The 23,744-nt window shown below is 59.7% G+C and carries 24 protein-coding genes and 1 pseudogene; 21 read left to right on the forward strand and 4 right to left on the reverse strand.

Annotated features, from left to right (window positions below):
* Window positions 1–11: 11 nt before the first annotated feature.
* On the reverse strand, window positions 12–701 hold the full coding sequence (locus tag BZ163_RS15585) for a GntR family transcriptional regulator (RefSeq protein WP_128871647.1): 690 nt from the start codon (window positions 699–701) through the stop codon (window positions 12–14).
* Between the two features lie 344 nt (window positions 702–1,045).
* Between BZ163_RS15585 and BZ163_RS15590 the strand changes: the two genes are divergently transcribed.
* From BZ163_RS15590 to BZ163_RS15600, 3 genes are all read left to right on the forward strand, one after another.
* Window positions 1,046–1,918, forward strand: a complete 873-nt coding sequence (locus BZ163_RS15590) for an SDR family NAD(P)-dependent oxidoreductase (protein WP_128871648.1) — start codon at window positions 1,046–1,048, stop codon at window positions 1,916–1,918.
* Window positions 1,919–1,988: 70 nt separating this feature from the next.
* The gene (locus BZ163_RS15595) at window positions 1,989–3,161 is read left to right on the forward strand and encodes an MFS transporter (RefSeq protein ID WP_128871649.1); all 1,173 of its coding nucleotides are present in this window, start codon (window positions 1,989–1,991) and stop codon (window positions 3,159–3,161) included.
* Window positions 3,162–3,432: 271 nt separating this feature from the next.
* Window positions 3,433–4,029: a DUF4157 domain-containing protein gene (locus BZ163_RS15600; protein ID WP_128871650.1), complete on the forward strand. Its 597-nt coding sequence runs from the start codon at window positions 3,433–3,435 to the stop codon at window positions 4,027–4,029.
* 99 nt (window positions 4,030–4,128) lie between these two features.
* Here BZ163_RS15600 and BZ163_RS15605 read toward each other — a convergent pair whose 3' ends face one another.
* Window positions 4,129–4,710 (reverse strand): TetR/AcrR family transcriptional regulator, encoded by a 582-nt coding sequence (locus BZ163_RS15605; RefSeq protein WP_128871651.1) that lies wholly within the window; start codon window positions 4,708–4,710, stop codon window positions 4,129–4,131.
* A 238-nt stretch (window positions 4,711–4,948) separates the two neighbouring features.
* On the opposite strand from BZ163_RS15605, the gene BZ163_RS15610 reads away from it, so the two are divergent.
* From BZ163_RS15610 to BZ163_RS15655, 11 genes are all read left to right on the forward strand, one after another.
* Window positions 4,949–6,235: an SRPBCC family protein gene (locus BZ163_RS15610; protein WP_128871652.1), complete on the forward strand. Its 1,287-nt coding sequence runs from the start codon at window positions 4,949–4,951 to the stop codon at window positions 6,233–6,235.
* 5 nt (window positions 6,236–6,240) lie between these two features.
* Window positions 6,241–6,624: a hypothetical protein gene (locus BZ163_RS15615; protein WP_128871653.1), complete on the forward strand. Its 384-nt coding sequence runs from the start codon at window positions 6,241–6,243 to the stop codon at window positions 6,622–6,624.
* Window positions 6,625–6,638: 14 nt separating this feature from the next.
* On the forward strand, window positions 6,639–7,052 hold the full coding sequence (locus BZ163_RS15620; protein ID WP_128871654.1) for a cupin: 414 nt from the start codon (window positions 6,639–6,641) through the stop codon (window positions 7,050–7,052).
* Entirely contained in the window at window positions 7,049–7,375 is a 327-nt protein-coding gene (locus BZ163_RS15625) for a hypothetical protein (RefSeq protein ID WP_128871655.1), read from the forward strand. Before BZ163_RS15620 ends, BZ163_RS15625 begins: the two co-directional genes overlap by 4 nt.
* Window positions 7,372–7,821, forward strand: a complete 450-nt coding sequence (locus BZ163_RS35170) for an FAD-dependent oxidoreductase (protein WP_218190521.1) — start codon at window positions 7,372–7,374, stop codon at window positions 7,819–7,821. Before BZ163_RS15625 ends, BZ163_RS35170 begins: the two co-directional genes overlap by 4 nt.
* On the forward strand, window positions 7,818–8,606 hold the full coding sequence (locus BZ163_RS35175; RefSeq protein WP_218190522.1) for an NAD(P)/FAD-dependent oxidoreductase: 789 nt from the start codon (window positions 7,818–7,820) through the stop codon (window positions 8,604–8,606). The genes BZ163_RS35170 and BZ163_RS35175 overlap by 4 nt, the downstream gene beginning before the upstream one ends.
* Window positions 8,603–9,157: a nuclear transport factor 2 family protein gene (locus BZ163_RS15635; RefSeq protein WP_128871656.1), complete on the forward strand. Its 555-nt coding sequence runs from the start codon at window positions 8,603–8,605 to the stop codon at window positions 9,155–9,157. Before BZ163_RS35175 ends, BZ163_RS15635 begins: the two co-directional genes overlap by 4 nt.
* A gap of 14 nt (window positions 9,158–9,171) precedes the next feature.
* Window positions 9,172–9,540 carry a non-heme iron oxygenase ferredoxin subunit gene (locus BZ163_RS15640; RefSeq protein WP_128871657.1) on the forward strand — a complete coding sequence of 123 codons (369 nt, stop codon included), beginning with the start codon at window positions 9,172–9,174 and terminating at the stop codon, window positions 9,538–9,540.
* 3 nt (window positions 9,541–9,543) lie between these two features.
* Window positions 9,544–10,551, forward strand: coding sequence for an asparaginase (locus tag BZ163_RS15645; RefSeq protein WP_128871658.1), 1,008 nt, complete (start codon window positions 9,544–9,546; stop codon window positions 10,549–10,551).
* A gap of 168 nt (window positions 10,552–10,719) precedes the next feature.
* Entirely contained in the window at window positions 10,720–11,952 is a 1,233-nt protein-coding gene (locus tag BZ163_RS15650) for an OprD family porin (protein ID WP_128871659.1), read from the forward strand.
* Window positions 11,953–12,049: 97 nt separating this feature from the next.
* Window positions 12,050–12,775 carry an aspartate/glutamate racemase family protein gene (locus BZ163_RS15655; RefSeq protein WP_128871660.1) on the forward strand — a complete coding sequence of 242 codons (726 nt, stop codon included), beginning with the start codon at window positions 12,050–12,052 and terminating at the stop codon, window positions 12,773–12,775.
* Between the two features lie 54 nt (window positions 12,776–12,829).
* On the opposite strand, the gene BZ163_RS15660 is transcribed toward BZ163_RS15655, so the two are convergent.
* On the reverse strand, window positions 12,830–14,143 hold the full coding sequence (locus BZ163_RS15660; protein ID WP_178110483.1) for an MFS transporter: 1,314 nt from the start codon (window positions 14,141–14,143) through the stop codon (window positions 12,830–12,832).
* Between the two features lie 407 nt (window positions 14,144–14,550).
* On the opposite strand from BZ163_RS15660, the pseudogene BZ163_RS15665 reads away from it, so the two are divergent.
* The 6 genes and pseudogenes from BZ163_RS15665 to BZ163_RS15690 form a co-directional block, all read left to right on the forward strand.
* A pseudogene (locus BZ163_RS15665) lies at window positions 14,551–14,853 on the forward strand (GntR family transcriptional regulator); the annotation flags it as partial.
* 166 nt (window positions 14,854–15,019) lie between these two features.
* Complete coding sequence (locus tag BZ163_RS15670) at window positions 15,020–16,123, forward strand: polyamine ABC transporter substrate-binding protein (RefSeq protein WP_128871661.1); 1,104 nt, start codon at window positions 15,020–15,022, stop codon at window positions 16,121–16,123.
* Window positions 16,124–16,153: 30 nt separating this feature from the next.
* Window positions 16,154–17,572: an aminotransferase gene (locus tag BZ163_RS15675; protein WP_128871662.1), complete on the forward strand. Its 1,419-nt coding sequence runs from the start codon at window positions 16,154–16,156 to the stop codon at window positions 17,570–17,572.
* A 53-nt stretch (window positions 17,573–17,625) separates the two neighbouring features.
* Complete coding sequence (locus tag BZ163_RS15680; RefSeq protein WP_371916811.1) at window positions 17,626–18,477, forward strand: helix-turn-helix transcriptional regulator; 852 nt, start codon at window positions 17,626–17,628, stop codon at window positions 18,475–18,477.
* A gap of 437 nt (window positions 18,478–18,914) precedes the next feature.
* Complete coding sequence (locus BZ163_RS15685) at window positions 18,915–19,655, forward strand: AzlC family ABC transporter permease (RefSeq protein WP_128871664.1); 741 nt, start codon at window positions 18,915–18,917, stop codon at window positions 19,653–19,655.
* Window positions 19,652–19,978, forward strand: a complete 327-nt coding sequence (locus BZ163_RS15690) for an AzlD domain-containing protein (RefSeq protein ID WP_128871665.1) — start codon at window positions 19,652–19,654, stop codon at window positions 19,976–19,978. The genes BZ163_RS15685 and BZ163_RS15690 overlap by 4 nt, the downstream gene beginning before the upstream one ends.
* 837 nt (window positions 19,979–20,815) lie before the next feature.
* Here BZ163_RS15690 and BZ163_RS15695 read toward each other — a convergent pair.
* Window positions 20,816–21,253, reverse strand: coding sequence for an HIT family protein (locus BZ163_RS15695; protein ID WP_128871666.1), 438 nt, complete (start codon window positions 21,251–21,253; stop codon window positions 20,816–20,818).
* 931 nt (window positions 21,254–22,184) lie between these two features.
* On the opposite strand from BZ163_RS15695, the gene BZ163_RS15705 reads away from it, so the two are divergent.
* Complete coding sequence (locus BZ163_RS15705; protein ID WP_128871667.1) at window positions 22,185–23,543, forward strand: MATE family efflux transporter; 1,359 nt, start codon at window positions 22,185–22,187, stop codon at window positions 23,541–23,543.
* The last annotated feature ends 201 nt before the right edge of the window (window positions 23,544–23,744 follow it).

The following is a 23,744-nucleotide window of genomic DNA, read 5'->3' on the forward strand; positions in this document are numbered from 1 at the left end:
GTGATCAGTGATTAAAGGGTGCGCATGATGGCGCGACGGAAATCGTCGATGTGGTGATGGATCGCCGCGACGGCAGCGTCGCCGTCGCGCTGTTCCAGCGCCTCGAGGATTTGCAGATGCTCGTGGTAGATGCGTTCGCTATGGTGGTTTTCCGACAGGGTCAGGTACCAGAAGCGCGCCTGTTTCTCGTGAAGGTTGCGCAGCAGTTCGGCCAGCACGCGATTGTGTGCGGCGGCGGAAATCGACATGTGGAACTGCAGGTCCAGCGACATCAGCCCTGCCACGTCGTGTTTGGCCAGCAGGGCGGGCGTGCGCTCGAGAATGTCGCGCATGGCCTGGATCTCGGAGTCGTGAGCCCGCTCAACCGCCAGCTTGATGCACAGCTGTTCGTTGCTCACGCGCACTTCGATCATGTCGAGCACATCGTTGAGGGACAGGGCAGTCACCATCACGCCCTTGCGCGGCATGATCGTGACCATGCCTTCCACTTCCAGGCGGTGCAGCGCTTGATGGATCGGCGTGCGGCCAAGCCCCAGTGCCGCCGTCAATTGCGCTTCATTGATCGCATCACCGGGGCGAAACTCGCAGCTGATAATCCGCTGCTTGATTTGCGCGTAGGCGAGTTCGCGCATTTGTGCTGCGCTTTTCACGGGGGCCATCGCGGGCTGGCGATGGCTGGAAAAATCGATAGGTTCAGACATATCTCACTCCTGATAATCATCTGATATATCAGATGATTATCAGTGGAGGGAGCAAGGGTCATGCCATTTCCCATGAATTGGCAGAGAGTCGCGGTTTATAAGGGCTGTACCCACACCTGCGACGCGCAGGCGGTCCAATGGGAAGTGTTACTTGTTACTTTTGTGCCCGGTTTTGTACCCGCGTGACCGATTTTTGTGCGGGCAAGGTGCTCCTCAGAGCACCTCGCCCGTATGGCCGTACGCGGTGGCCGCTGCGTGGCGTGATTCGCTAGTAGTCCAAGCGGACGTAGTCGTTGACACTGCCGCCTGTCGATACTGAGCCTGAATCCTCAAGGAGAAACCCCATGCCAGTTACAGCCGTCAGCGGTTCCACTTTGGCGACCACGAACAAAGTGGCATTCGTCACCGGCGCCAGTCGCGGTATCGGCCGCGAAACGGCGCTGGCATTCGCCCGTGCCGGGTTCGATGTGGCGATCAGTGCGCGCACCCTGGACGAGGGCGAAAGCCACGACCATGCCTTGCGTTATGCCGATGGCTCGCCATTGTCCGGCAGCCTCAATGCGACCGCTGCGCAAATCCGGGCCATGGGCCGCAAGGCCCTGGTGGTGCGCATGGACTTGCTCGACAGCGCTTCGGTACTGGACGCCAGTGCAGCGGTGTTCAGCGAGTTCGGTCGTGTCGATGTATTGGTCAACAACGCCATCTACCAGGGCAGCGACCTCAACCTGCCGTTCATGCAACTGCAGCCCGACACCCTGGAGCGGGTATTTCAGGGGTATGTCATGTCACCCTTTCTGCTGACCCGTGCGGTGGTGGCCGGGATGGTCGAACAGGGTGGCGGCGTGATCATCAATGTGACCTCCGGCGCGGGTGAAACCGACCCTCCGGTCGCCGCAGGCAAGGGCGGCTGGGGCTACGCCTACGGGGCTGGCAAAGCGGCGGTGTCACGCCTGTCGGGCATTCTCGCGGTCGAACTGGGCGAGTCGGGCATTCGTGGCTTTACGGTCAATCCGGGGGTGGTCACCACCGATGCGCTCAAGGCCACCATCGGCGATCGCGGTGTGATCGCGCTGCGTGCCGGCTCGGCGCCCCCCGAGGTGCCCGCCGCTGTCATGCTCTGGCTGGCCACCGCTGAACAGGCCGTCGACCATCAACGTCGCACCATCGCCTGCCAGCCTTTCGCGCTGGAGCATGGGATTGTGGCGGACTGGCGATAAGCCGCTGCCTGCGTCTAGTCAGATCATCACGGTCGACCAGCGCTGACAGCACCAGGGACAGGAGAGGGGAATGAGCATCAGTCGCCGCACCACGTTGACCTTCATGCTGGCCGCCAGTCTGGCTTCGACCATTGGCGGCCTGCCTTTCAACACATTACCCATCCTGCTGGGCGCGCTCGCCGACAGTTTCAGCTTCGATGCCGCACAAATCGGCCAACTGGGCTCCATCTGTTTTGCCGGTTACCTGGTCGGGACGCTGGTGGCGGTGGCGTTCATCGACCGGATGAACTGGCGTTATCTGACCGTTGGCTGCGCGGTGGGCGCCGCGCTGGCGTTGCTGGCGTCCGCTCGCTTGCCGGCGCAGGCGCAAGCGCCGCTGTGGGCGCTGATTGGTTTCTTTGCCTCGCTGATGACCTGCCTCGGGCTGCGCATCATGAGCGAAATGGCGGACAAGGAACGCGCATTGGGGGTGCGTCAGGGCATTGAACTGGGCCTGGTTGCCGCCTTGCTGTTCGCCTTGCCTTCGTTGGTCGTGGCACGGTTTCACTATGCCGGCGCGGCACTCGTACTGGCGGCGATCATTCTGTTGTTGAGCCTGAGCGCCCTGGCACTACCGCGGCGCAGCGATTTCGCCAAGGCGGTCGACGTCGTTGGCGAGCGCTCCCTTTACGCCCGCTTCAGTTTTCCGTTGCCGGCGTATTTCGCGCTCGCGGCTTTCTTCCTGTTCGGCGCCGGACAGATCGGTCTGTGGGCGTTCCTGGAGCGTTTGGGCCATGGCCTGGCGCTGCAACCCACCGAGCTGGGCATCGTCTTCGCCGTGTTGAAACTGCTGGGGGGGGCCGCCGCGCTGACCCTGGCGGCCATGGGTGATCGCCTGGGCGCGCGCCTGCCGCATCTGCTGGTGTTTGCGGTGATCAGTCTCGGGCTGATCCTGCTGGGCTGCGCCAAGGGATTTTTGATGTACGCGCTGGGTGCCTGGATCTGGGAAGTCGGTTTCACCTGGGGCTGCATTTTTCAAACTGCGGCGATTGCCCGCCTGGACCCCAGCGGACGCTCGATCATGCTGATTCCCGCCGCATTCGCCCTGAGTTCCATGACCGGCCCGGCACTGGCCGGCTCCCTCGTCGGCGACGGGTTCTCGCCATTGTTATGGCTGGCCTTTGCCACGGCGATCCTGCCGGTGTTGGCCTTTGCCGGCTTGCTGGCACGGCGCCTGCAGATCAAGCTGCCAGGGTTGGCCTGAGCGTCGACTGCCGTGAGCGGAACCCGGTGCGACGTTCCTCGTCGCTACGCACCCCGCCTACGCAGGGTCCGCGGTGGCAGACAGGTTTGGCGAAAGCGTATTGATGCCCATGAAGCGCCGCACTCGCTCGCCTTCGGCATCGCAGCGTATGGTGTGAGGTGCGGTGTCCAGTTGGATATTGCCGTTCTAGAATCTGTAAGCTCAAATGAATACTTCAGGCTTTCGTCAACAGATAGCTAGCTGTCTAATCGCGCTGTACCCGGAGCGCCCAATGTCGCCCATCACCACGCGCCTGGTGGCGCTGTCGGTTCTTTGCCTGACCCTTGAAGTGCCAGCCCAGCCCAACGTCTGTCCGGCTGGCGAGAAACCAGTGTGCCTGGACAGCTGCATCTGCCTGCCAGACCTGGGGCCGCTGCTCGACCCCCTGCCTGATGGCATCTTCCAGGTCGCGGCACCGGCCCTGGCGCTGTGGCTGACCCAAGCCCGCGCCGAAGCCGCCAGCGCCGGCACCCAACCCGTTCCACCGCACATCCGCGAGCAACTGCTGCGCTGGTACGCCCCCGGCGTCCTCGATACCGCGCGCTACAAAATCAGCGACAACGGTCAATTCAACGCCGCCACGGCCATGCTGCAAAACCCCGATGTCGGTGCCGTGATGCTGATCGACATCATCCTGTTCCGGGACGCTCAAGCCGCGGAGCAGGACATCGCGCTCTGGGCTCACGAACTCAAGCACGTGCAGCAGTATCAGGAATGGGGGGTAGCAGGATTTGCCCAGCGCTACACCCAGGATTTCAATGCGGTGGAGGCCCCGGCCTATGCCGTACAGGTCGAGGTCCGGCGGTGGGTGCGGGAAGGGGCTCGCTGACGGGAAGCGAAGCTGCCTGTCCGGGGCGCTTCCTTCAGGCTGCGCCGAGTCCCATCCGGTTGCCGGGCGAGCGGGTAAAGGTCGGCGTCTTTCGAGATTTCATTTGGTTGAATCGGGTAACAGCATCTCGGTGAACAGATCTGCGATTTTTCCCATGTCGCGGCAATCGCCCACGCGTTGATTGATCACAAACCCGTCAAATGCCATCCACAGAGTATGTGCCAGGAGGCCGTCGGTGAGCAGGTGATGGCGGTCCTCGGGAAGGGTATCGAACATCATTTCGCTGATCTGCGCTTCTGCCCACTTGAGCAGGTCATTGGGTTTGCCCTGTTGGCGAGGGGCGCTCGCCAGCGCTTCGATCATGCAGTTGGCAAAGGCCTGGTCGGCCACGGGCAGCTCTGACCAAACGCCGATCAGTATTCGTTTAAGCCGCGCCCGTGGCTGGCGCAAGCGGCTGACGGAGTCCTTCAGTCGGGTGACTTGGTCTTCAAACCAAGGCGTGTAAATCGCATAGAGAATCAGGAATTTGGAATCGAAGTAAACGTACAGGTTCGACACCGTCACCCCGGCTTCGCGGGCGATGCTGCTCATGGTGGTCGCCGTGTAGCCCTTGCGTTTAAACAAGGTGAATGCGGATTCGACGATGGCATCGCGGATTTCCATTTTTTTGATTTGCGCCACGCATTACTCCTGTTTGATCGCTCTCGCACGCTCGTGCCATGGACTGCGAATCATATCAGTTAGCGCCGTTACGGTGCCCCCATCCTTCAATTCAATCATTCTTTAAAGACTGGTACTCGTTTTATAAGGGTATTGCTGCGGTTTGTTAGCCTTATTCATTGGCTATTGACAGATGATCACGCCAGATAACAGAATGACATTCGTTAATTGGACGACCTGATGAGGTTTGAGAAAAATAATGAGCATCAAGCGCACCTTTATTACTGACGACTATCCCGAGCTGGGCAAAGGCCCGGTGCCGGTTGAGCCCTACATCTCTCCCGAGTACTACGCGCGGGAAAAAGAACACATCTTCAAGAAGACCTGGCTTGAGGTAGGACGGGTTGAGGAAATCCCCAACGCTGGGGATTACATGGTCAAGGAGCTGGCGTGCGCCGATGCCTCGATCATTGTCGTGCGCAACAAGAAGGGGCAGATCAATGCGATGCACAACGTGTGCTCGCACCGGGTGAACCAGATTGCCTACGAGAAGTGCGGCACCACCCGCAAGTTCTCCTGCAAGTTCCACGGCTGGGCGTTTGACCTGGACGGCAACCTGACGGGCGTGCCGGAAGAGGAAAGCTTTTTCGACCTGGACAAGTCCGCCAATGGCCTTGTGCGAGTCGCCTGCGAAATCTGGCAAGGCTTCATCTTCATCAACATGCAGGCCCAGCCCGCGCAATCCCTTGAGGATTACCTCAAGCCCATGTTCGGTTCGATCGAAGGTTACCCCTTCGAAAAACTGACCTCCGGGTTTTCCTGGGTGAGTGAAGTGGAGTGCAACTGGAAGTTGGCCCTGGACGCTTTCCAGGAGGCCTACCACGTGGCCTACATCCACGGCCTGTCGATCGCCGACGCGGTGGAGAAGGACGAACATGGCGCCATGCCGCCGCTCGGCGCGCTGTGCGGCGAATACCATCGTCGATTGTCTCTGTCGGGCAATCCGAAGTCGGTCTACGGCAACCCCAAGGCCATGACCGAAGGCGGGGCAGCATTTGCCGAAGCGTTGGTCGAGGCGAGCAAGACCAAGCCGATCTCGGCGGCCGCGCTGCGCGGTGCCGCGGGTAGCGCAAAATACGACTTCCCCATCGAGGCATTGCCCGAAGGCATGAACTGGACCAAGAGTCCCAACTGGTTGTTCGACATCAACGTGGTGTTTCCAGACCTGTACCTGTCCCTGCGCCCCAACTACTTCCAGTGCTACACCTTCCGCCCCACGGCCTACAACCGCACGCGCGTGGAGTGCCGGGTGTTCTACCCGGAGATGACCACGGCGGGTGGGCGCTTCTTCGTCGAGTACATGAAAGTCGCCTTGCGCGACGTGCTGCTCGAAGACATGAGCACTGTCGAACGCACGCAAAAGGCTGCAGAAACCGGGGCCAAGCGCTTCATGTTCCTGCAGGACAACGAAGTGCTCGTGCGCCATAACTATCACGCTGTCGAGCGCATGCTGGAACGCAATGCCGCTCAAGCCGCTGCGGAGTGAATACCATGAACATGATTGCAACTTCCCAGGTCGATCACCCGGTCAACGTGCTGTTGCCTGAAGCGTTCCATGCGCTGCAGGCCTATGTCGGCGTGTGGGCGCTGGCAACCGAAACCGAACGCAATATCCAGCGTCATCGCCAGTCGATGCCCAGCATCATCGCCTTCAAGGACGCCATGCTGGCGCAGCTCGACGAGCTGCTTGCGTTCCTCAACCGCAAGCCCCTGGCAGAGCTCGACGAGGTGGAGACCATCTTGCTCAAGTTGCTGCTGTCGTTGGCCGAAATCGCCCCCACCGTCGAATGCTACAACCAGCAGGAAGTGGTGTACGGATTCGATCCGCGCCGATTCGTGGCGGAAGAAGATTTTTCTCTCAAGCCAGTCTATTGAGCGCGGAGGTGACTATGGGCAAGTGCAGGGTTTTCGGTATCGATGACGGGCTCAAGGAAGTCGTCGCCGACGGGTTGTACATGAAGCACCTGTTCGGCAAGCAGATCAGTGTGTCGGTGGTGAAGTTCGTGGAAAAGGTCGGGCACGACCTGCCCGCCAAGTCACACGTACACGGCGAAGAAGCGTCGCTGCAACTGGTGGGTGAATGCACGGTGTTTGAGGGCGCCGGCGAGGCGGGTGACGTGGCGGTGCCCATGGCGGCACACAGCGCCATGATCATTCCCGCGCAGTTGAGTCACTACGGCAGTAATCGCTTTGGCGCCGAAGGGGTGAGCATGCGTCTTAATGTGGTCACGCCACCGCGGCCGGAGTTCGGGCCGGAGGACAGCGTGCCTTATTACCCACTCAAGAATCGGGCGGACTCATGAACACTCAACAGTGTCTTGTCACTGCACCACTGGAATCCGCCGAGGGCAGTCGTGTCAGCGGCGATGCTTTTGACCTTCAACTGCGGCCATTTGTACAAGGTGAATCGGTCACTGGCGGTATCAGCGATCTGGGCGAGGAGGTTGGCGCAATCGTCGAGGGCAATTTTGACGTGTTCGCCGCCGACGAGTGCTACAGCCTCAGTGCCGGCGAGGCGATCATCATTCCGCCGCACGAGCCGCGGCGGTGGGTGTGCACTTCGGCGAAGGGCCTGCTTTATCGCGCCATCGTGCGTGTCGGCGCGGTGCGGGAGCACACAGCATGAGCGCCCGGCGAATCGCGATAGTCGGTGCCGGTCATGCCGGCGGGCGTGTCGCTCAGCATTTGATGGCGCTGGACAGCGCCTGTCAGGTGCTGCTGATCGGTGATGAGCCCTTTGCGCCCTACGAGCGTCCCGCGTTGTCCAAGGCGGTCCTGGCAGGCGAGCAGGCCTGGGGCGAGTTGATGCTGGCCGCGGACGAATTCTGGACCGCCCATCCTCGGCTGGAACGCATCACGGCGCGGGTCGTCGGGCTGGATAGCGAGCGACGCTGCTTGAGTCTGCATGACGGCCGTCAGGTCGAGTTCGATGAGTTGGTGGTGGCCACCGGCGGCGCCGCGCGACCATTGCGGGTGCCGGGCGGTGATTTGCCCGGCCTGCATGTGCTCAGGGGGATCGGCGACTGCGAGAAACTGGCGGCAACCCTGATCGCTGGCTCGCGCTGCTGGTGATCGGCGCCGGTGTGATCGGTATGGAAGTCGCGGCCACCGCGTCGGCGCTGGGCGTCGCGGTGACGGTGCTGGACGTGTCTGACCAGATTATGCGCCGGTGCCTGCCGGCACCGGTGTCGCAGTGGCTGGCGGCGCAGCATCAGCGGGTCGGCGTCGAACTGAAGTCGCAGGTCGGGGTGCAATCCATCGCCCATGACGGCACGGTTTACCGGGTACACGTGCAAAACCTCGACGGAGTGTCCGAGGTACTGGAAGTCGAGCAGGTGCTGCTCGCCATTGGCATCGATTGCGACACCGGGTTTCTCGAACGGGCCGGCATCACCTGCCGCAACGGCGTCGTGGTCGACGCGTCCTGCCGCAGTCCCGATTCGCCGTGGTGCTACGCGGTCGGCGATGTCGCCAACTGCGACAACGCCTTCTACGGTCGGTCGTTGCGTCAGGAGACCTGGCGCAACGCGGAAAACCAGGCGCTGGCCGTCGCCAGGCAGATTGCCGGAGACGCGCAGCCGTACGGTGAAATCCCCTGGATGTGGACCGATCAACTGGGCCACAACATTCAGGTCGTCGGCTTGATCGAAGAGGCCGACGGGCATGTCTGGCGCGGCGATCTAGCCCAGGACAAGGCGACGCTGGTGCTGCTCAGGGAAGGTCGGGTGGTGGCGGCGGTGATGGTCAATCAGGGTAAGGAGCGCAAGGCGCTGGAGGCCTTGATTCGTGAGCGCCGAGTCGTCGACCAAACGCTGTTGGGCGACCTTTCGGTGTCCCTGAAGGCGGTGGCGGCATGAGCGATTTATCCCAACTGGTCGAACGTTTGCACCGCTTGGAAGCCTGCGAGGCCATCAGGCAGCTCAAGGCCCGTTACGCCGCCCTGGCTGACGCCAAATACACCGCCGATTACTGCCGGCAGGAACCCGCGCGACTGAAGGAACTGGCCGCGGCGCAAGCGGCGTGCTTTACCCCGCAGGCGGTCTGGTATGGCGCCGAATTCGGTGGCGATCGGGTCGGGCGCGAAGCGCTGGCGCAGTGGTTTGAACACTCGCCATGGTGCTTTGCCGCGCATTACTACGTGGGCGCGGACATCGCAGTCGACGGCCAGCAGGCGCGTGCGAACTGGCGTTTATGGCAGCTCGCCCTGCGCGCCGACAACGCCGAGGCTGTATTGCTGATGGCGCGGACCGAGGAAACCTATCGCTGCACCGAGGCGCACGGCTGGCTGATCGACTCGATGCGCTTCAGTGACGTCCAGGTGACGGCACTGGGCAGCGGCAGCTTGCCGCTGGCGCCGGGGCTTGAAGCGTTGCGCGCGCGAAGCCCTGTTCCGATGGGCACTAATTGATTGAGGGTGTTTTCATGACTGCTTCGCAAGCATTGATATTTCCCGAGCCGGCAATCGCCGGGCAATGGATCGCCGTCGGGACGATGGCCGAACTGTTCGACCAGGGCGATTGCGCTGGTGTCCAGGTCGGCGGCCGCAAGGTGGGGTTGTTCAAGGTCGACGATGAGTTGTTTGCCGTCGACGACATTTGTACCCATGGCAACGCGCTGCTCAGCGAGGGTGAGCTGGACGGCTATGAAATCGAATGCCCGTTGCATGCTGGCGCATTTGACCTGCGCAGTGGCAAGGCGCTGTGCAGTCCCTTGCTCAAGAACACCCGATGTCACTTGGTGAAAATCGAAGACGAATGCGTGTTTGTCCAGCTTGTCAGCCCGGAGGCTTGATTGATGACTACTCAATATAGTCCCAAGGTCGCCGTCATCGGCACCGGCGGTACGTTTGCCATGCAGGCCCGCGACCCGTTTGACTGGGTTGAATACAGCGAAAGTGGCGTGGTCTTGCCGATCGATCATCTGCTGGAGCAATTGGGCGAGGTGGCACCCCATATCGAATGCGTACCAGTGCCGTTCCGGGCCTTGGGCAGCACCGCGATCACCCCGGCGGACTGGCTGGAGCTGGCGCGCCTTATCGAGCGTACGGCGAGTGAGCGTCCGGACATCGAAGGGTTTGTCATCACTCACGGCACGGCGACGATGGAAGAGACCGCGTACTTCCTCGACCTGGCCCTGAACCTGGACGTCGGGTTGGTACTGACCGGCGCCCAGCGTCCGGTCAATACCGCCGGCAGCGATGTGTTGGGCAACTTGCGTGCAGCCCTGGCTGTTGCGACCTGTGCCCAGGCCAAGGCGTGTGGCGCGCTGGTGGTCATGGATAACAAGGCCTACGCCGCGCGCGATGTGAGCAAGAGTTCGAGTTTCGATCTCAACGCGTTCGAGGCCATCCCTTATGGGCCGCTGGCGCAAGTGGATGCCCTGGCCCACGTGCACTGGCGCCGCTGCCTGCCGGACAACGGCTGGCATGCGCAATTCCGGTTCGAAGGCGTCAGCGCGCTGGCGCGGGTTGATATCGCCACCTCTTACGCCGGCGCCGACGGTGCGGTCATCGATGCGCTGGTTGCCGCAGGGAGCAAGGCGATCGTCAGTGCCGGGCTGGCTCCGGGCCGACCGGCTGCGGGCGAGGTAGCCGCGATCAGGCGGGCAACCGCCGCCGGTGTCGTTGTGGTCCAGGCGAGCCGGGCGGTGCGTGCAATTGTGCCGCGCCAGGCCTTTCTCCAGCGCGACGGAGTGCTGGCCGGGGGCGACCTGAGCCCGCACAAGTTGCGCATATTACTGATGCTGGCGCTGACCCGGAACCTGCCGGCGTCGCAGTTGCAGGACTGCATTCTCGGGGCCTAGCGACGGCGTGTCGTCGCGGCACAACTCAACAATAAGCACCACGTAAGGGCGCCCGGTCACGGGTGTCGATGGTTTTCCTTTGCCTGCCGCTCAGTGAATTGATGCGTGCCATCCGGCGCGCGTCCGGTTGCCGGCCGCCCCGGCTTCAATCGAGTCTGGACAATAATAATGAGCCGACCTTGCTTTGCCGCACCCTTGCTGTTTTCCATCGGGACCTCCATCGCCAACTGCGCGCTGGCGGACTTTGTCGATGACAGCAAGGCCAGCGTGGAACTGCGCAACTTTTACTTGAACCGTGATTTTCGTCAGGACAACGCCCCACAGTCCAGGACCGATGAGTGGGCCCAGGGCTTCACGGGGCGCCTGGTCTCGGGATTTACCGAAGGTACCCTGGGTTTTGGGGTCGATGCGTTGGGGCAGATGGGGCTCAAGCTTGACTCCAGCCCTGATCGCAGGGGCTCCGGGCTGTTGCCGGTGGGCGACAGCGGGCAGGCCGCAGACAGTTACAGCAAGCTGGGGCTGACGGCCAAGGCGCGGGCCGGCAAGACTGTGTTGAATCTCGGCACATTACAGCCGGTGCTGCCCGTGGTGATGTACAACGACACTCGCTTGCTGGGCTCTTCGTTCCGCGGTGGCTTGCTCAACTCGCAGGATATCCAGGGCCTGTCTTTCAACGCGGGACGATTGACCCAGGCCAGCCTGCGCGACTCTTCCGGCAATGAAGATATCGGTTATGGCGCAGCCTCCAGCGACCACTTCGATTTTGCCGGCGCCCAGTATGCGCTGACGCCCCGGCTGAACCTGAGTTACTACAGCGCGAACCTGCAGGACATCTACCGGCAGCAATTCGCCGGCCTGACTTATCGCTGGCCGCTCGGCGAGGGCGTTGCGTTGAAAACCGACATTCGGTATTTCGACAGTCGTGACGAAGGACGCAAGCTGGCGGGGACTATCGATAACCGCAACTTCAACGGCATGATCGGTCTGGAATACAAGGCCCACCGGTTCACCACGGCCTGGCAGTACCTGTCGGGCGACAGTGATTTTCCGTTCCTCAATGGCGCTGAACCCTACGTGGCCAACCTGGTGACCTATAACCTGTTCACCCGGGCGGAGGAGGATTCGTGGCAACTGCGTTACGACTACGATTTCGCCGGGTGGGGCGTGCCTGGCTTGACCTTCATGACGCGCTACGTGGACGGGCGCAATGTCCGGACGGCCACCGTGGCCGATGGCCGCGAGTGGGAGCGCGACACTGACCTGGCCTATGCCGTGCAGGATGGTCCCCTGAAGGGCGTGAGCGTACGCTGGCGCAATGTCACCTTCCGCGCAGGCGACGGCCTGACCACCGATGTCGATGAAAATCGCCTGATTGTCGGGTACACCCTGGCGCTCTGGTAGTCGACTGCGCGGTCACTGACCTCCGACGGCTTTGCCGGCCTCGGAGGTTTTTCTGCTTACAGGCATGTGCAATCTACAACTGAAAAAGGAGCGTCCCGTGAATCCAGGAATCGGTACTTTGGCGCGTATAGGCCAACTCTACCCATCGGGTGGTCTCTGCGACCATGAACCTCAACTGATGGCCCCCGAGGGGGTGCGTTTCGTCACCACCCGCGTGCCTTTTCGCCAGACCTCGCTGGAAGCGGATCGCAAGTTTGCCGAAGGCCTGGAAAGCCATGGGCAATTGCTCGCCGATGCCGAGGTCGATCTGCTGGCGATCAATTGCACGGCCGCGACCTTGCTGGCCGGGCCGCAGGTGCTACGCAAGCGGTTGTTGGCGGCGACCGGGCTCGACAGCGTGACCACCATCGAGGCGGTTATCGCGGGCTGCCGGGCGCAGAACATGCGACGTATCGGCCTGTTGACGCCTTACCCGCAGGAAGTGATCGAGGTTGAGCGCAAGTACTTCGCCGGCCTCGGCATCGAGGTGGTCAGCGCCTTGGGTAGACCCTGCGCCACACCGGTGGAGCAGGGCAGCCTGCCTGCGCAGACATGGCTCGAGTTGGCGCAAGGCTTTCGCGGAATGGCGTTGGATGGCGTGTTGATCAGCTGTGCCGGGATCCAGGTGGCCGAAGTGCTGGCGATCATAGAAACACAGCTGGAGTTGCCGGTGGTGAGCAGCAATCAGGCGCTGTTGTGGATGTGCTTGCAGCGGTTGCGCATCGACAGCGAGGTGCGGGGTTTTGGTTCGTTGTTTTCGAAGGCGTTTGCGGGCATTGAGTAAGGTGTGAAGCAGTGGCTCACCGACCAGCACAGGCTGGTCGGTGAGCCATGGACATTATCTTCCGTGAGCGGGTGCAGGTGTCATGATAATCGCGATAGCGGCAGCAATGGCGGCCGCAGCAAACACCAGAAAGTTCCAGAAACTGCCGAGCTGCAACCCGGCGACAAAGCCTCCCAGGATGGGCCCGCCCATCGCGCCGAAGCGCCCGATGCCCACGGCCCAGCCTGTCGCCGATGCCCGTGCGTGTGGCGCGTAGTAGTTAGCGATGTAACCTAGTTGGACCAAGGCCACGGCCACACTGCCAAAGCCGGCGCAGGCCACCAGGATGTAGGTGACCATAATCGAATTTTTCATCGATAGCGCGGCAATGGCGCAGGCTCCGAAAGTAAAGCCCAGGGCAAGGGTTCGGCGCGCGCCAAAGCGGTCGGCAATCCGTCCGATGACAATTCCGCCCAGGGCGGCGGCCAGGTTGAAAGTGGCGAAAAACATCAGCGAAGAGCCCAAGTCGTAGCCATTGTTACGCATGTAGTGCGGTAACCAGGTACCGAGCCCATAAACCACCATGACCGCCGTGCATTGGGCCACCCACAAGCACAGCGTACCCCGGCGGTTTCGTTTGGAAAAGACCTCGGCAAGAATCTCCCGGAACGGCGACAGTTGCGCCTTGCCCTTATCGATCGGTGGCGCAGGCAGTTCGCTGATGCCCAGGCGTGAGGCCAGTGCCTGGGCCTGGCGAGTACGCTTCTTCGCGACCAGAAACTCCAATGACTCAGGCAGCCACAGCATCATGATCGGGATCAGCAACAGGGCTATCGCGCCTACGGCCACCACCGCCCGCCAACCATGCTCGGGCATGAAAGTCATGCCGACCCAGGCCGATAGCAGGGCGCCGAGCGGGTACCCCGAGTACATCAGCGCGAAGTTGAGGTTGCGCCGGTGCGGCGGCGAGTACTCGATCGTCAAGGCGGCGGCTACCGGGATGACTCCTCCCAGCCCCAGACCGCCAATCCCCCTGACCAGCGAGAATATTTGCGGGGTCGGCGCCCAGGCGGCCGCCAACATGGAGCCCGAAAACAGGGCGATGCAGAGGATGATCAGTGGTTTGCGCCCGATAATGTCGCTCCATGGGCTGATGAAGTAGGCGCCAATCAGTGTGCCGAACAGCGCAGAGCTGCTCATTGCGCCCACTTCCAGCGGGGTCAGGTTCCACTGAGGGTCGCTCAACAGCGCGGGCACGATAGTGCCCATGACGCCGATGTCATACCCCTCCGAGAGAATGGCGGCCCAGCAGAGGCCCAGTACTAAAAGCATGGTGCGGCGGGGGAGGCTGGCGGCCGCCCCGGCATTGCTCGTCTCGGTGATGTGCACGTATTTGTTCCTTTGGGTAATGTTTTTATTAGGCAAGGTCTAGCCAGTCCCCAAAAAAGGGCGGCTAAAAAAATACAATGATCTTTATTGGTGCTGGCAATTTCTGGCTTTTGCCATTTTATAACCAGCAACTATTAGTTTTTGTTGGTGGTTCGTCATCTGCAGAGACAACAAAAGAATACATCATTCGTTTTTGAGGCGTTAGTCCCGTTTTACAAAAAAAAAACGCAGGCGCCCAGCGGTCGAGGTGCTGTCCGAAAGCACCGATCCTATAAATGTAGCTCGAGAGGGATGAGGTAAAGGCTCGTCCCAGGCGTCCGTTTCCGAACCTGTGGGGAGGGGGGTGATTGCTTGCTGGGATAGGCAGGGGGGGGGTCAGGTGAGATGTCGCGGGGAGATGCGAGTTAAAAGCGCTGCCGGGCGCTCGCCTGCCCACGGAGCCGGTGCTTGCGGAGCGTTTCGGGGTCAGCAGGACAGTTATCCGCGAGGCGATCTCGCGCCTGAAATCAGCCGGTCTGGTGGAGGTTCGCCAAGGCGGTGGCACCGTGATCAGCGAAGGCGCGCACATCAAGGCGTTCACCATCGATCTGGACGTCTGCGGGTCGATCGAGGCGGTATTGCGCGTCACCATTTCCAAAGCCACGGGCAATCCGTTGTACCCGTCGCAGCACGAATTTATCGCTCAATTCATCAAAGAGGCGATCCGCATCATAGTGTCGTGCACACCCGGCTCCTGTTTTTGCCATGTTGCGCCCTGCCTGAAACGGTAAAACGGCGCACACACCCATTCGGGGTATGGCGCCGTTCGGCCAATCGCTCAATAGTAGGTTCAACCGGTCATCCAGAACCGGCTTCGCTTGCTAAGGTGAATTTGCTATGCGCAAGGCCCTCATGGTGATTACCAGTCTATTGCTTGCACCGCTGACACTGAACGCTCACGCCGCCGACGTGGACGGCAGCAAAACGCTGCGGCTTTATAACTGGGCCGATTACATTGGCGAAAAAACCATTGCCGATTTTGAGAAGGCTTCCGGCATCAAAGTGATTTACGACACGTTTGATGCCTATGAAACGGTGCAGGCGAAGTTGCTCACCGGCCACTCCGGTTACGACCTGGTGGTACTGAACGCCTCCCTCGTTCCGCCACTGATCAAAGCCAAGGTGTTCCAGCCCCTGGATAAAAAGTTACTGCCAGGCTGGACCAACCTTGACCCGAAAGTCTTGCAGGACTTGCAGGGATTTGACGCCGGCACGGTGTACTCCGCACCCTATACCTGGGGCAGTAACGGCATCACTTATAACGTCGACAAGATAAAGGAACGCATGCCGGACGCGCCGATCGGTTCGCTGGCGATGATCTTTGATCCGAAAATCGTTTCGCGCTTCGCCGATTGCGGCGTCACCCTGGTCGATGCGCCCACCGAAGTCATTCCACTGGCTCTGAAGTATCTGGGACGCGACCCGCGAAGTGCCGCGCCAGAAGACCTGAAAGCCGCGCAAGAGTTGCTGTTGTCGGTGCGGCCGTACATCCGCAAATTCGACTCGGTCAATTACCTGACCAGCCTGCCCAATGGTGATGTGTGCATGGCAATGACCTGGTCTGGCGATTACGCGACCGCCATGGCCCGTGCCGAAGAAGCCAAACTGAAAATCAAACTGGCCTATTTCATCCCTGCGGAAGGCTCGTTGATCTGGTTCGACAACATGTACATCCCGGCCGATGCGCCTCACGTCGTCAATGCCCACAAGTTTCTCGATTACTTGATGCAGCCCCAGGTCATGGCGGACGTGACGGACTACATCCACTACGCCAACAGCAACGCGGCGGCGACGCCATTGCTCAGTGCCGACGTGCGCAATAACCCGGCGATTTATCCCGATGACGAAACCCGTCAGCGCCTGTTTCCGCAAAAAACCCAGGACGCGAAAGACATGCGCGCCATGACGCGCGTCTGGAGCACGGTAAAAAGCGGCATCTGATCATTCAACCCTTTGGTTTGAGGTTTTGGTATGGCTACTCCTGCTAAGAACGTATTGTCCGCGGCCGATGAATCCCGTCTGGTCAAAGCCGACAAAGCCCATTACATGCACGGCTATCACGTGTTCGATGAGCACAGCGAACAAGGTTCCCTGAACATCGTGGCGGGTGAGGGCGCCTATATTTACGACACTCAGGGCAACCGCTTCCTGGATGCGGTCGGTGGCATGTGGTGCACGAACATCGGACTGGGCCGTGAGGAAATGGCGCTGGCGATTGCTGACCAGGTGCGCCAGCTGGCCTATTCGAATCCGTTTTCCGACATGTCCAATAACGTCGCCATCGAACTGTGCGAAAAACTCGCCAGCCTGGCCCCAGGCGACCTCGATCATGTGTTCCTGACCACCGGCGGCTCCACGGCCGTGGACACCGCGTACCGGCTGATTCAGTACTATCAGAACTGCCGTGGCAAAACGGACAAGAAGCACATCATCGCTCGCTTCAACGCCTATCACGGCTCGACTACGCTGACGATGTCGATCGGCAACAAGGCCGCCGACCGCGTGCCGGAATTCGATTACGCCAACGACTGCATTCATCACGTCTCCAACCCCAATCCGTACCGCGCCCCGGACGGCATGGATGAAGCGCAATTCCTCGAGTTTCTGATCAAGGAGTTCGAGGACAAGATTCTGAGCATCGGCGCGGACAAGGTCGCAGGCTTCTTTGCCGAGCCGATCATGGGCTCCGGCGGCGTGATCATTCCGCCCCAGGGTTATCTGAAACGCATGTGGGACGTCTGCCAGCGCTACGACATTCTGTTTGTCGCCGATGAAGTGGTGACGTCGTTCGGTCGGTTGGGCAAGTTCTTCGCCTCCTATGACGTGTTCGATGTACAGCCTGACATCATCACCACGGCCAAGGGGCTGACGTCTGCTTATCTGCCGCTGGGCGCCTGCATTTTTTCCGACCGCATCTGGAAAGTCATTGCCGAGCCGGGCAAGGGCCGCTGCTTCACCCACGGTTTCACCTACAGCGGTCATCCGGTGTGCTGCACCGCGGCGCTGAAAAATATCGAGATCATCGAGCGGGAAAAACTGCTGGAACATGTCGACGTGGTGGGCGCGTACCTTGAGGAGCGGCTGTCGACGCTCAGGGACTTGCCATTGGTGGGCGACGTGCGTTGTCAGAAACTCATGGCTTGCGTGGAGTTCGTGGCCGACAAACGCACCAAGGCGTTGTTTGCCGACGAGATCAACATTGGCGAAATGATTCACTCTCGAGCGCAGGCCCGAGGCCTGCTGGTGCGGCCGATCATGCACCTCAACGTAATGTCGCCGCCGCTGATTCTGTCCTGCGCCCAGGTTGATGAAATCGTCGAGACTTTGCGCGCCTGTATCCTTGAGGTGGCGGCTGAGCTAGAGCAAAGCGGCCAGTATTTCGGCCAATGAGTGCTTCAAGGCTGCGGTTACCAAATGCCGGTTCACCCGCTAGACTGCGCGGCATGAGCAAACCAGACGACGCTGCACTGATCGCTTTGTCCTTCGGGGCATTACATAAATGGCATCGCGACATGCGCGAGGCATTCGCGCATATCGACACGCTCGATGCCCTGCAATATCTGGCGTCGGCGTTTGGGCATCTGGTGTCCATCGAATCGGTTTTGATCAGCCTGGAACACAAGGACCGTGCACCACAGTTGCTGTATCAGCGTGGCATTCCGGAAAAATATCGTGAGTCGATCATCGACCGCTATTTTTCGGGTGGCTACTTGCTTGATCCGTTTTGCCTGGCGGTAGAGCAGGGACTGGCTGAAGGATTTTATCACTTGGAGGAAATAGCCCCGGACAACTTCTTCGAGAGTGAGTACTACAAAACCTACTACTTGAAAGCGGGTAGCTCCGAAGACAGTTTTTATATTGTCGATACGGTGAATGACTCGCAGATTTCAGTGAGCCTGTTTCAAGGCTTCGGTGGCGAGGCGCTCAAGGCGGAGCAACTCAATTTACTGCGGGCCGTCGAACCGCTGGTGCGGGAATTCCTCAGTGAGTTTGGCCCGCGTGGCCTGCACAAGAGTGGCGCAATACAGGCCGATGTCGAAGCGACGGTGCATGATGATTTCAAACAACGTTTGCAGGGCGCCTTTGAGAACTTTGGTCGCGAGCTGTTGACCGAGCGCGAGCGCGAGGTCGCGCACATGGTGCTCCGCGGGCACTCCGTGAAGTCCACCGCCAGCCAGTTCGGTATTTCGCCAGAAACGGTGCGCATGCACCGCAAAGGTCTTTATTTGAAGCTGAAAGTTAATTCTCAGGCGGAGTTGTTTGCACTGTTTTTCGAGTGGTTGCGAACGAACTAAGTTATTACCCATCAGCGTATCCCAATAACAATAAGGTTGCCTTGTTCAGGCAAACGACCCCATCCCTGGGATAGCGGACGCACGTCGCGCACAGCAGGCGCCGAAAGCGGTTTAAGGGTTGGCCACACACGCATGGCCAACCCGATCCCCTGTAGGAGCTGGCTTGCCAGCGAAGAGGCCCTTCCAGCCGACATAATTGTTGGCTGAAAGGACGCCTTCGCTGGCAAGCCAGCTCCTACACAGGTTTTTTTTGGTGGTCAGGAACCCATCCGGCTCCGGGCCGACACTCTACCGCACGATGGGCGGCGGACCCTGGGCCAGGCAATGGTCTGCGTAGATGGCTTGCAATAACTCCAGCTTATCCTGTATCCAGTTTCAGAGCGGTCGGCGTACGGTCAACCGAATCGGCGGCTCGAACAAAAATACAAGGAGGCGAAATGCCGTACCGATCAGGAAGGGAAGCGTTCATGCAAGGTGTCCGGGCGCTGATGCCATTGAGTCCCGGCGTCGTGCCTTTCGGCTTGCTGACAGGGGTCATGGCGATCGACATGGGCCTGTCGCCGGGCACGACCATGGGCATGACGCTGCTGTTCTACTCCGGATCCGCGCAGATGGTCGCCCTGCAACTGCTCCATACGGGCATCATGCCGCTGGCGATTGTGGTCACCGCGCTGGTCATCAATTTGCGCTTCATCATGTACAGCGCGTCACTGGCCCCCTCTTTGCACCACTTGCCCCGACGCTGGACGTGGCCGTTGTCCTACGTACTTTCGGACCAGTCCTACGCGCTGTGCAGTCTCAAGCTGGCCTCAGGCGAACTGGGGCCATTTGCTCACTACTACTATGCCGGCACCGCCGTTGCCATGTGGCTGTCCTGGCAATTATCGGTATTGGCGGGCATTTATCTGGGCGCGAGCATCCCCGAGACCTGGTCATTGGGCTTTGCCATACCGCTTTCCTTCCTCGCGCTTCTGGTGCCCGGCCTGCGTAGCGCGGCAACCCTGGGCGCCGCCACGGTCGGCGGGCTGCTCGCCGCGGTTGCGGTCGATATGCCGTACAACCTTGGCCTTGTCACCGCTTCCATCGGCGGTGTCATCGCGGGTCTGCTGATCGAGAGTGTTCGCAAACGCCCATTGAGCGGGGCGTCGACCCCTGACGTCGAGAGGGAGACGCCATGAGTGATCTAGCCTTGTGGGGACTGTTCCTGGCGGTCGGCCTGGGAACCTTCGCCATGCGTCTGTCCTTTGTCGAACTGTATGGCCGGTTGCGCATCCCGTCGGTGCTGAGACGGGCCTTGCTGTACGTACCGGCCAGTGTGCTGGCAGCCCTGGTGCTGCCCGCCGTGGTGTACCCCAACGGGCAGGGTGAGTTCGTGTTGAGTAACCCGCAGATACCGGCGGCCATTATTGCGGCGTGGGTTGCCTGGCAGACTCGCAATACGATGCTGACGCTGGCGGTTGGGATGGGGGGGTTGTGGTTATTCAAGTATTTGGGGATGTAAGGCGGCCATGTGCCGTCGCTATGGCCCGCTGCGCAGAACCGGAACGGAGTCTCTCGACGGTGCGTGTACCGCAACCGCCAATCATTCAGCGCACGCGTACCCCTGTAGGAGCTGTCGAGCGAAGCGAGGCTGCGATCTTTTGATCTTGCTTCGCTTTGGCTTCAGATTGCCGCCCATTTGACGATGGTCAGGGTGGCATAACGCGCTGCAGCCTTCCGCGTTGGACGGGTATCGACTCAAAGTAGACGGTTCCGCCAAGGCGCAGAGTCTGGACGATTCGTATTGGCTAATCATTAACTCATCTAAACCAAAAGGACGATTCGATAATCGTGCTCTGCCCCTTCTCACCGAGTTACGTGAATCCTCTAGTGACTGTCTGCCTTGTTTGCGTTGTCGGCATTGAGCAAAAGCCAACCAAGCACCGCAGCACCCACCAGCGGCCATCCCATGGTAAAGATGCGTGATGTAAGTGATCCCCCTGATGCACATATCAAGCCTACACAGGCCACAGTCCCGCAGAGCAGCCCTGGCCACGCAAAGCCTGACCAGCCTGGAGACGCGTTTGACAGCAGAAAGTGATAGTACAGCTTCAATCCCGTTATGACCCCGACCCATCCTAATGCCAAGTAGACAGCCATTCTCAAGTGAATCATGACGCTGTACGTGGACGTGTCATGTTCTATGAAAATAAACGAATGCAACTTCACAAGCGCTATCAGACTGAAAAAGGTGTGTGCAACCGTGCAGGGAAAGATAACGAAAATGCCCAATGCACGAATTGAAATTTTTCTGATTGAAATTGAGAAAGTCATGTCGAGTTGCCCTTATATCGTCGTCTTAGCTCGATGCAGCCAATAACTGAGCAATCCTGTTACGCAAATCGCCATGTGCTTGCTCAGCGTAGGGGGTAGCTGTCTTCCAGTCATAGAACCATACGGGCATCTTGCGATTTTCTTCCGGCTCTGAAGAGTAGCGAGGGAAAATGTGGCAATGCAGCTCCGGTTCTGAATTCCCTAAAATCTCGTAGTTCATACGAAGTGCCCCGGTTGCCTGTAATACCGCGTCACCGATTCGGGCCATGTCCAGTAGGTATGTCGCTCTGGCCTCTGCATCCAGATCGTTCAGGCTTGGGACGACAGGGTCGGGCAGTAATAGGCAGTAACCAGGCAGAAATTGCACGTCACCCATGACCGCCCAACCCGACTTCATTCGGCAAATTACTTTATCGTTAGCTCCTTTGCGTGCTAGCGCTACACGTTGCGATATCAGAGGCATGCGCAGTCCTTGGTTTTGTTGTGGTACCGACGGCTTCCGAGTTGAGTCTGAGGCAGACTGGCGGATGCAGCAGGTGTAATAAACAACCTTTTGAAATACGGATGATGCTCGGTGAGGCGGCTGGAAATTGAGAGCGCTCCGCCAGTTTCAAAGTAATAATCCGTTGTTCGTCCCCGTTGTTCGATAGGTGAAGCGCCGAATCAAATGATGGGGGTTGATCGGGACTGCAGGTCTACAAACCTGATCAACGCGTGGGCGATGGGTTGACTATAAGAGTTATCGCTTCATGGGCGATATGAGCGATTTCCGAGGTTGCTGTAGGACCGATATGAAATGCAGGCAGGACGCTGGAATGTGCCGCAGAAAACGCCGCATCGATCTCGAAGTTGAGAGGGGTTCACGACTAAAGTCATGCAATCGACCTGATCGTGACAAACCTGCAGCATGAACTCGATGGAATCGAAATAGCGTCGCTGAGACAGCTGACCTCGTCCGTCCGGATCACCTTCTGTTCAACCGTCAGAGGCGAGCCAGGATTTTGATGTGATCAGGGGCATAGCGGTTTGTACCGTATGGAAAGCTTCACATTTTATTTCACATACTGATTTGATGAAGAATCGCTGATTTGCTGGGCTGTAGACGTTTTGTGGGTTCTTTAAACAAAATTATCTGCACATTTTATTTCACATTTTTTTAGGTGAAATGGCTTCGGTCAACGGGGTCACGAAAGGATCCGTCAGCCACGTTTACGCGCAGATGGCTGGGTGTCGGATTCCGGGGTTTATGTAGGAACTTTTGTCCCGTCTTAGGACCTTTACCTCAAGCGGAGGAAACGTCCGAGGCCATCACCAGAATTGCTTTCACTTTATCCCTAGCTACTGACGCTATCCTCTAGAATCCCAACCCCGCAGTCGAGACGGACCTCCACCCAATGCAAACCCCGACCACCCAACATCCCCTCTGGAAAACCTACCTGCTTTTCCTCGCCCCCATGGTCCTCTCCAATTTCCTCCAATCCATGTCGGGCACCATCAACAGCATCTACATCGGCCAGATGCTCGGTACCCAGGCCCTGGCTGCCGTCTCCGGGATGTTCCCGATCGTGTTCTTCTTCATCGCCCTGGTCATCGGCCTCGGCGCGGGTGCGGGGGTGCTCATCGGTCAAGCCTGGGGGGCGCGTGAACAACATCTGGTGAAAACCATCGCCGGCACCACGCTGCTCCTGGGCGCAATGATCGGTCTGGTAGCGGCAATATTGGGCAGCGTTTTCGCAAGACCCGCCCTGCAAGGCCTCGGCACGCCGGCCGACGTGCTGGACGACGCCGTGACCTATGCCCAGGTGATGATGTGGATCATGCCGTCTCTGCTGGTCTACGTGTTGTTCACCCAACTGTTGCGCGGGGTGAGCGATACGGTGTCGCCGCTGATCGCGTTGCTGGTGTCGACCTGCATCGGCCTGGCGCTGACGCCGGCGTTGATTCGCGGTTGGCTGGGGTTGCCGATGATGGGGATTCAGAGTGCGGCGTATGCGGGGTTGGTGGGTAACCTGTCGGCGATGGCGTGGCTGGCGTGGCGCTTGATCAGCAAGGGGCATCCGTTGGCGCCGGATCGGCAGATGTTTGCGGCGATGCGCCTGGACCTGGTGATTCTCGGCAAGGTGTTGCGCATCGGCTTGCCGACCGGGTTGCAGATGGTGGTGTTGTCGATGTCGGAGCTGGTGATTCTGGCGCTGGTGAATCAGCACGGTTCCCAGGCGACGGCGGCGTATGGGGCGGTGACGCAGATCGTCAATTATGTGCAGTTCCCGGCGCTGTCGATTGCGATCACGGCGTCGATCCTGGGTGCCCAGGCGATCGGGGCAGGGCGCATCGAGCGCATCGGGCCGATTCTGCGCACGGGGTTGTTGATCAACGTGTGCCTGACTGGCGGGTTGGTGGTGTTGGGTTATCTGTTGTCGCACTGGTTGCTGGGTTTGTTCCTCACGGATGACAGCACTCGTGCGAAGGCCGAGCATCTGTTGCACATCATGCTCTGGAGCCTGTTGGTGTTCGGCTTCCAGGCGATCATCGGCGGCATCATGCGTGCCAGCGGATCGGTGTTGGTGCCGATGGCGATTTCGATTTTCTGCGTGGTCGGGGTGCAGTTGCCGGTGGCGTATGTGATGGACGGGCACTTCGGATTGCAGGGCGTGTGGATGGCATTTCCGGTGGCGTACCTAGGGATGCTGGTGTTGCAGACGGCGTATTACAAGATGGTCTGGCAGCATCAGAAAATTGAGCGGTTGGTGTAGGAGGCATCGCAAACAGGGCTAATTGACTTACCGGCTTCAAAAAATACGGAAACGTCTTACACACCCATCAGAAGCGTCCTATTTAAACCCTGGCCGCCATCGTAAAAGCTTCCAACCCCCAGGACCAGGGTGGAAGCAAAGCCCTTCCTCTCGTCAACATTCAGACCAGGAAGGCCTGACCATGTCCAACCCCATACGCAC

This window comes from Pseudomonas sp. VI4.1 (assembly GCF_002029345.1).
Classification (GTDB): Bacteria; Pseudomonadota; Gammaproteobacteria; order Pseudomonadales; family Pseudomonadaceae; genus Aquipseudomonas.

Coding starts and splice junctions, on each gene's coding strand:
- BZ163_RS15585 (WP_128871647.1), bottom strand. CDS start 701: ATGTCTGAACCTATCGATTTTTCCAGCCATCGCCAGCCCGCGATGGCC.
- BZ163_RS15590 (WP_128871648.1), top strand. CDS start 1,046: ATGCCAGTTACAGCCGTCAGCGGTTCCACTTTGGCGACCACGAACAAA.
- BZ163_RS15595 (WP_128871649.1), top strand. CDS start 1,989: ATGAGCATCAGTCGCCGCACCACGTTGACCTTCATGCTGGCCGCCAGT.
- BZ163_RS15600 (WP_128871650.1), top strand. CDS start 3,433: ATGTCGCCCATCACCACGCGCCTGGTGGCGCTGTCGGTTCTTTGCCTG.
- BZ163_RS15610 (WP_128871652.1), top strand. CDS start 4,949: ATGAGCATCAAGCGCACCTTTATTACTGACGACTATCCCGAGCTGGGC.
- BZ163_RS15615 (WP_128871653.1), top strand. CDS start 6,241: ATGAACATGATTGCAACTTCCCAGGTCGATCACCCGGTCAACGTGCTG.
- BZ163_RS15620 (WP_128871654.1), top strand. CDS start 6,639: ATGGGCAAGTGCAGGGTTTTCGGTATCGATGACGGGCTCAAGGAAGTC.
- BZ163_RS15625 (WP_128871655.1), top strand. CDS start 7,049: ATGAACACTCAACAGTGTCTTGTCACTGCACCACTGGAATCCGCCGAG.
- BZ163_RS35170 (WP_218190521.1), top strand. CDS start 7,372: ATGAGCGCCCGGCGAATCGCGATAGTCGGTGCCGGTCATGCCGGCGGG.
- BZ163_RS15635 (WP_128871656.1), top strand. CDS start 8,603: ATGAGCGATTTATCCCAACTGGTCGAACGTTTGCACCGCTTGGAAGCC.
- BZ163_RS15640 (WP_128871657.1), top strand. CDS start 9,172: ATGACTGCTTCGCAAGCATTGATATTTCCCGAGCCGGCAATCGCCGGG.
- BZ163_RS15645 (WP_128871658.1), top strand. CDS start 9,544: ATGACTACTCAATATAGTCCCAAGGTCGCCGTCATCGGCACCGGCGGT.
- BZ163_RS15650 (WP_128871659.1), top strand. CDS start 10,720: ATGAGCCGACCTTGCTTTGCCGCACCCTTGCTGTTTTCCATCGGGACC.
- BZ163_RS15670 (WP_128871661.1), top strand. CDS start 15,020: ATGCGCAAGGCCCTCATGGTGATTACCAGTCTATTGCTTGCACCGCTG.
- BZ163_RS15675 (WP_128871662.1), top strand. CDS start 16,154: ATGGCTACTCCTGCTAAGAACGTATTGTCCGCGGCCGATGAATCCCGT.
- BZ163_RS15680 (WP_371916811.1), top strand. CDS start 17,626: ATGAGCAAACCAGACGACGCTGCACTGATCGCTTTGTCCTTCGGGGCA.
- BZ163_RS15685 (WP_128871664.1), top strand. CDS start 18,915: ATGCCGTACCGATCAGGAAGGGAAGCGTTCATGCAAGGTGTCCGGGCG.
- BZ163_RS15690 (WP_128871665.1), top strand. CDS start 19,652: ATGAGTGATCTAGCCTTGTGGGGACTGTTCCTGGCGGTCGGCCTGGGA.
- BZ163_RS15695 (WP_128871666.1), bottom strand. CDS start 21,253: ATGCCTCTGATATCGCAACGTGTAGCGCTAGCACGCAAAGGAGCTAAC.
- BZ163_RS15705 (WP_128871667.1), top strand. CDS start 22,185: ATGCAAACCCCGACCACCCAACATCCCCTCTGGAAAACCTACCTGCTT.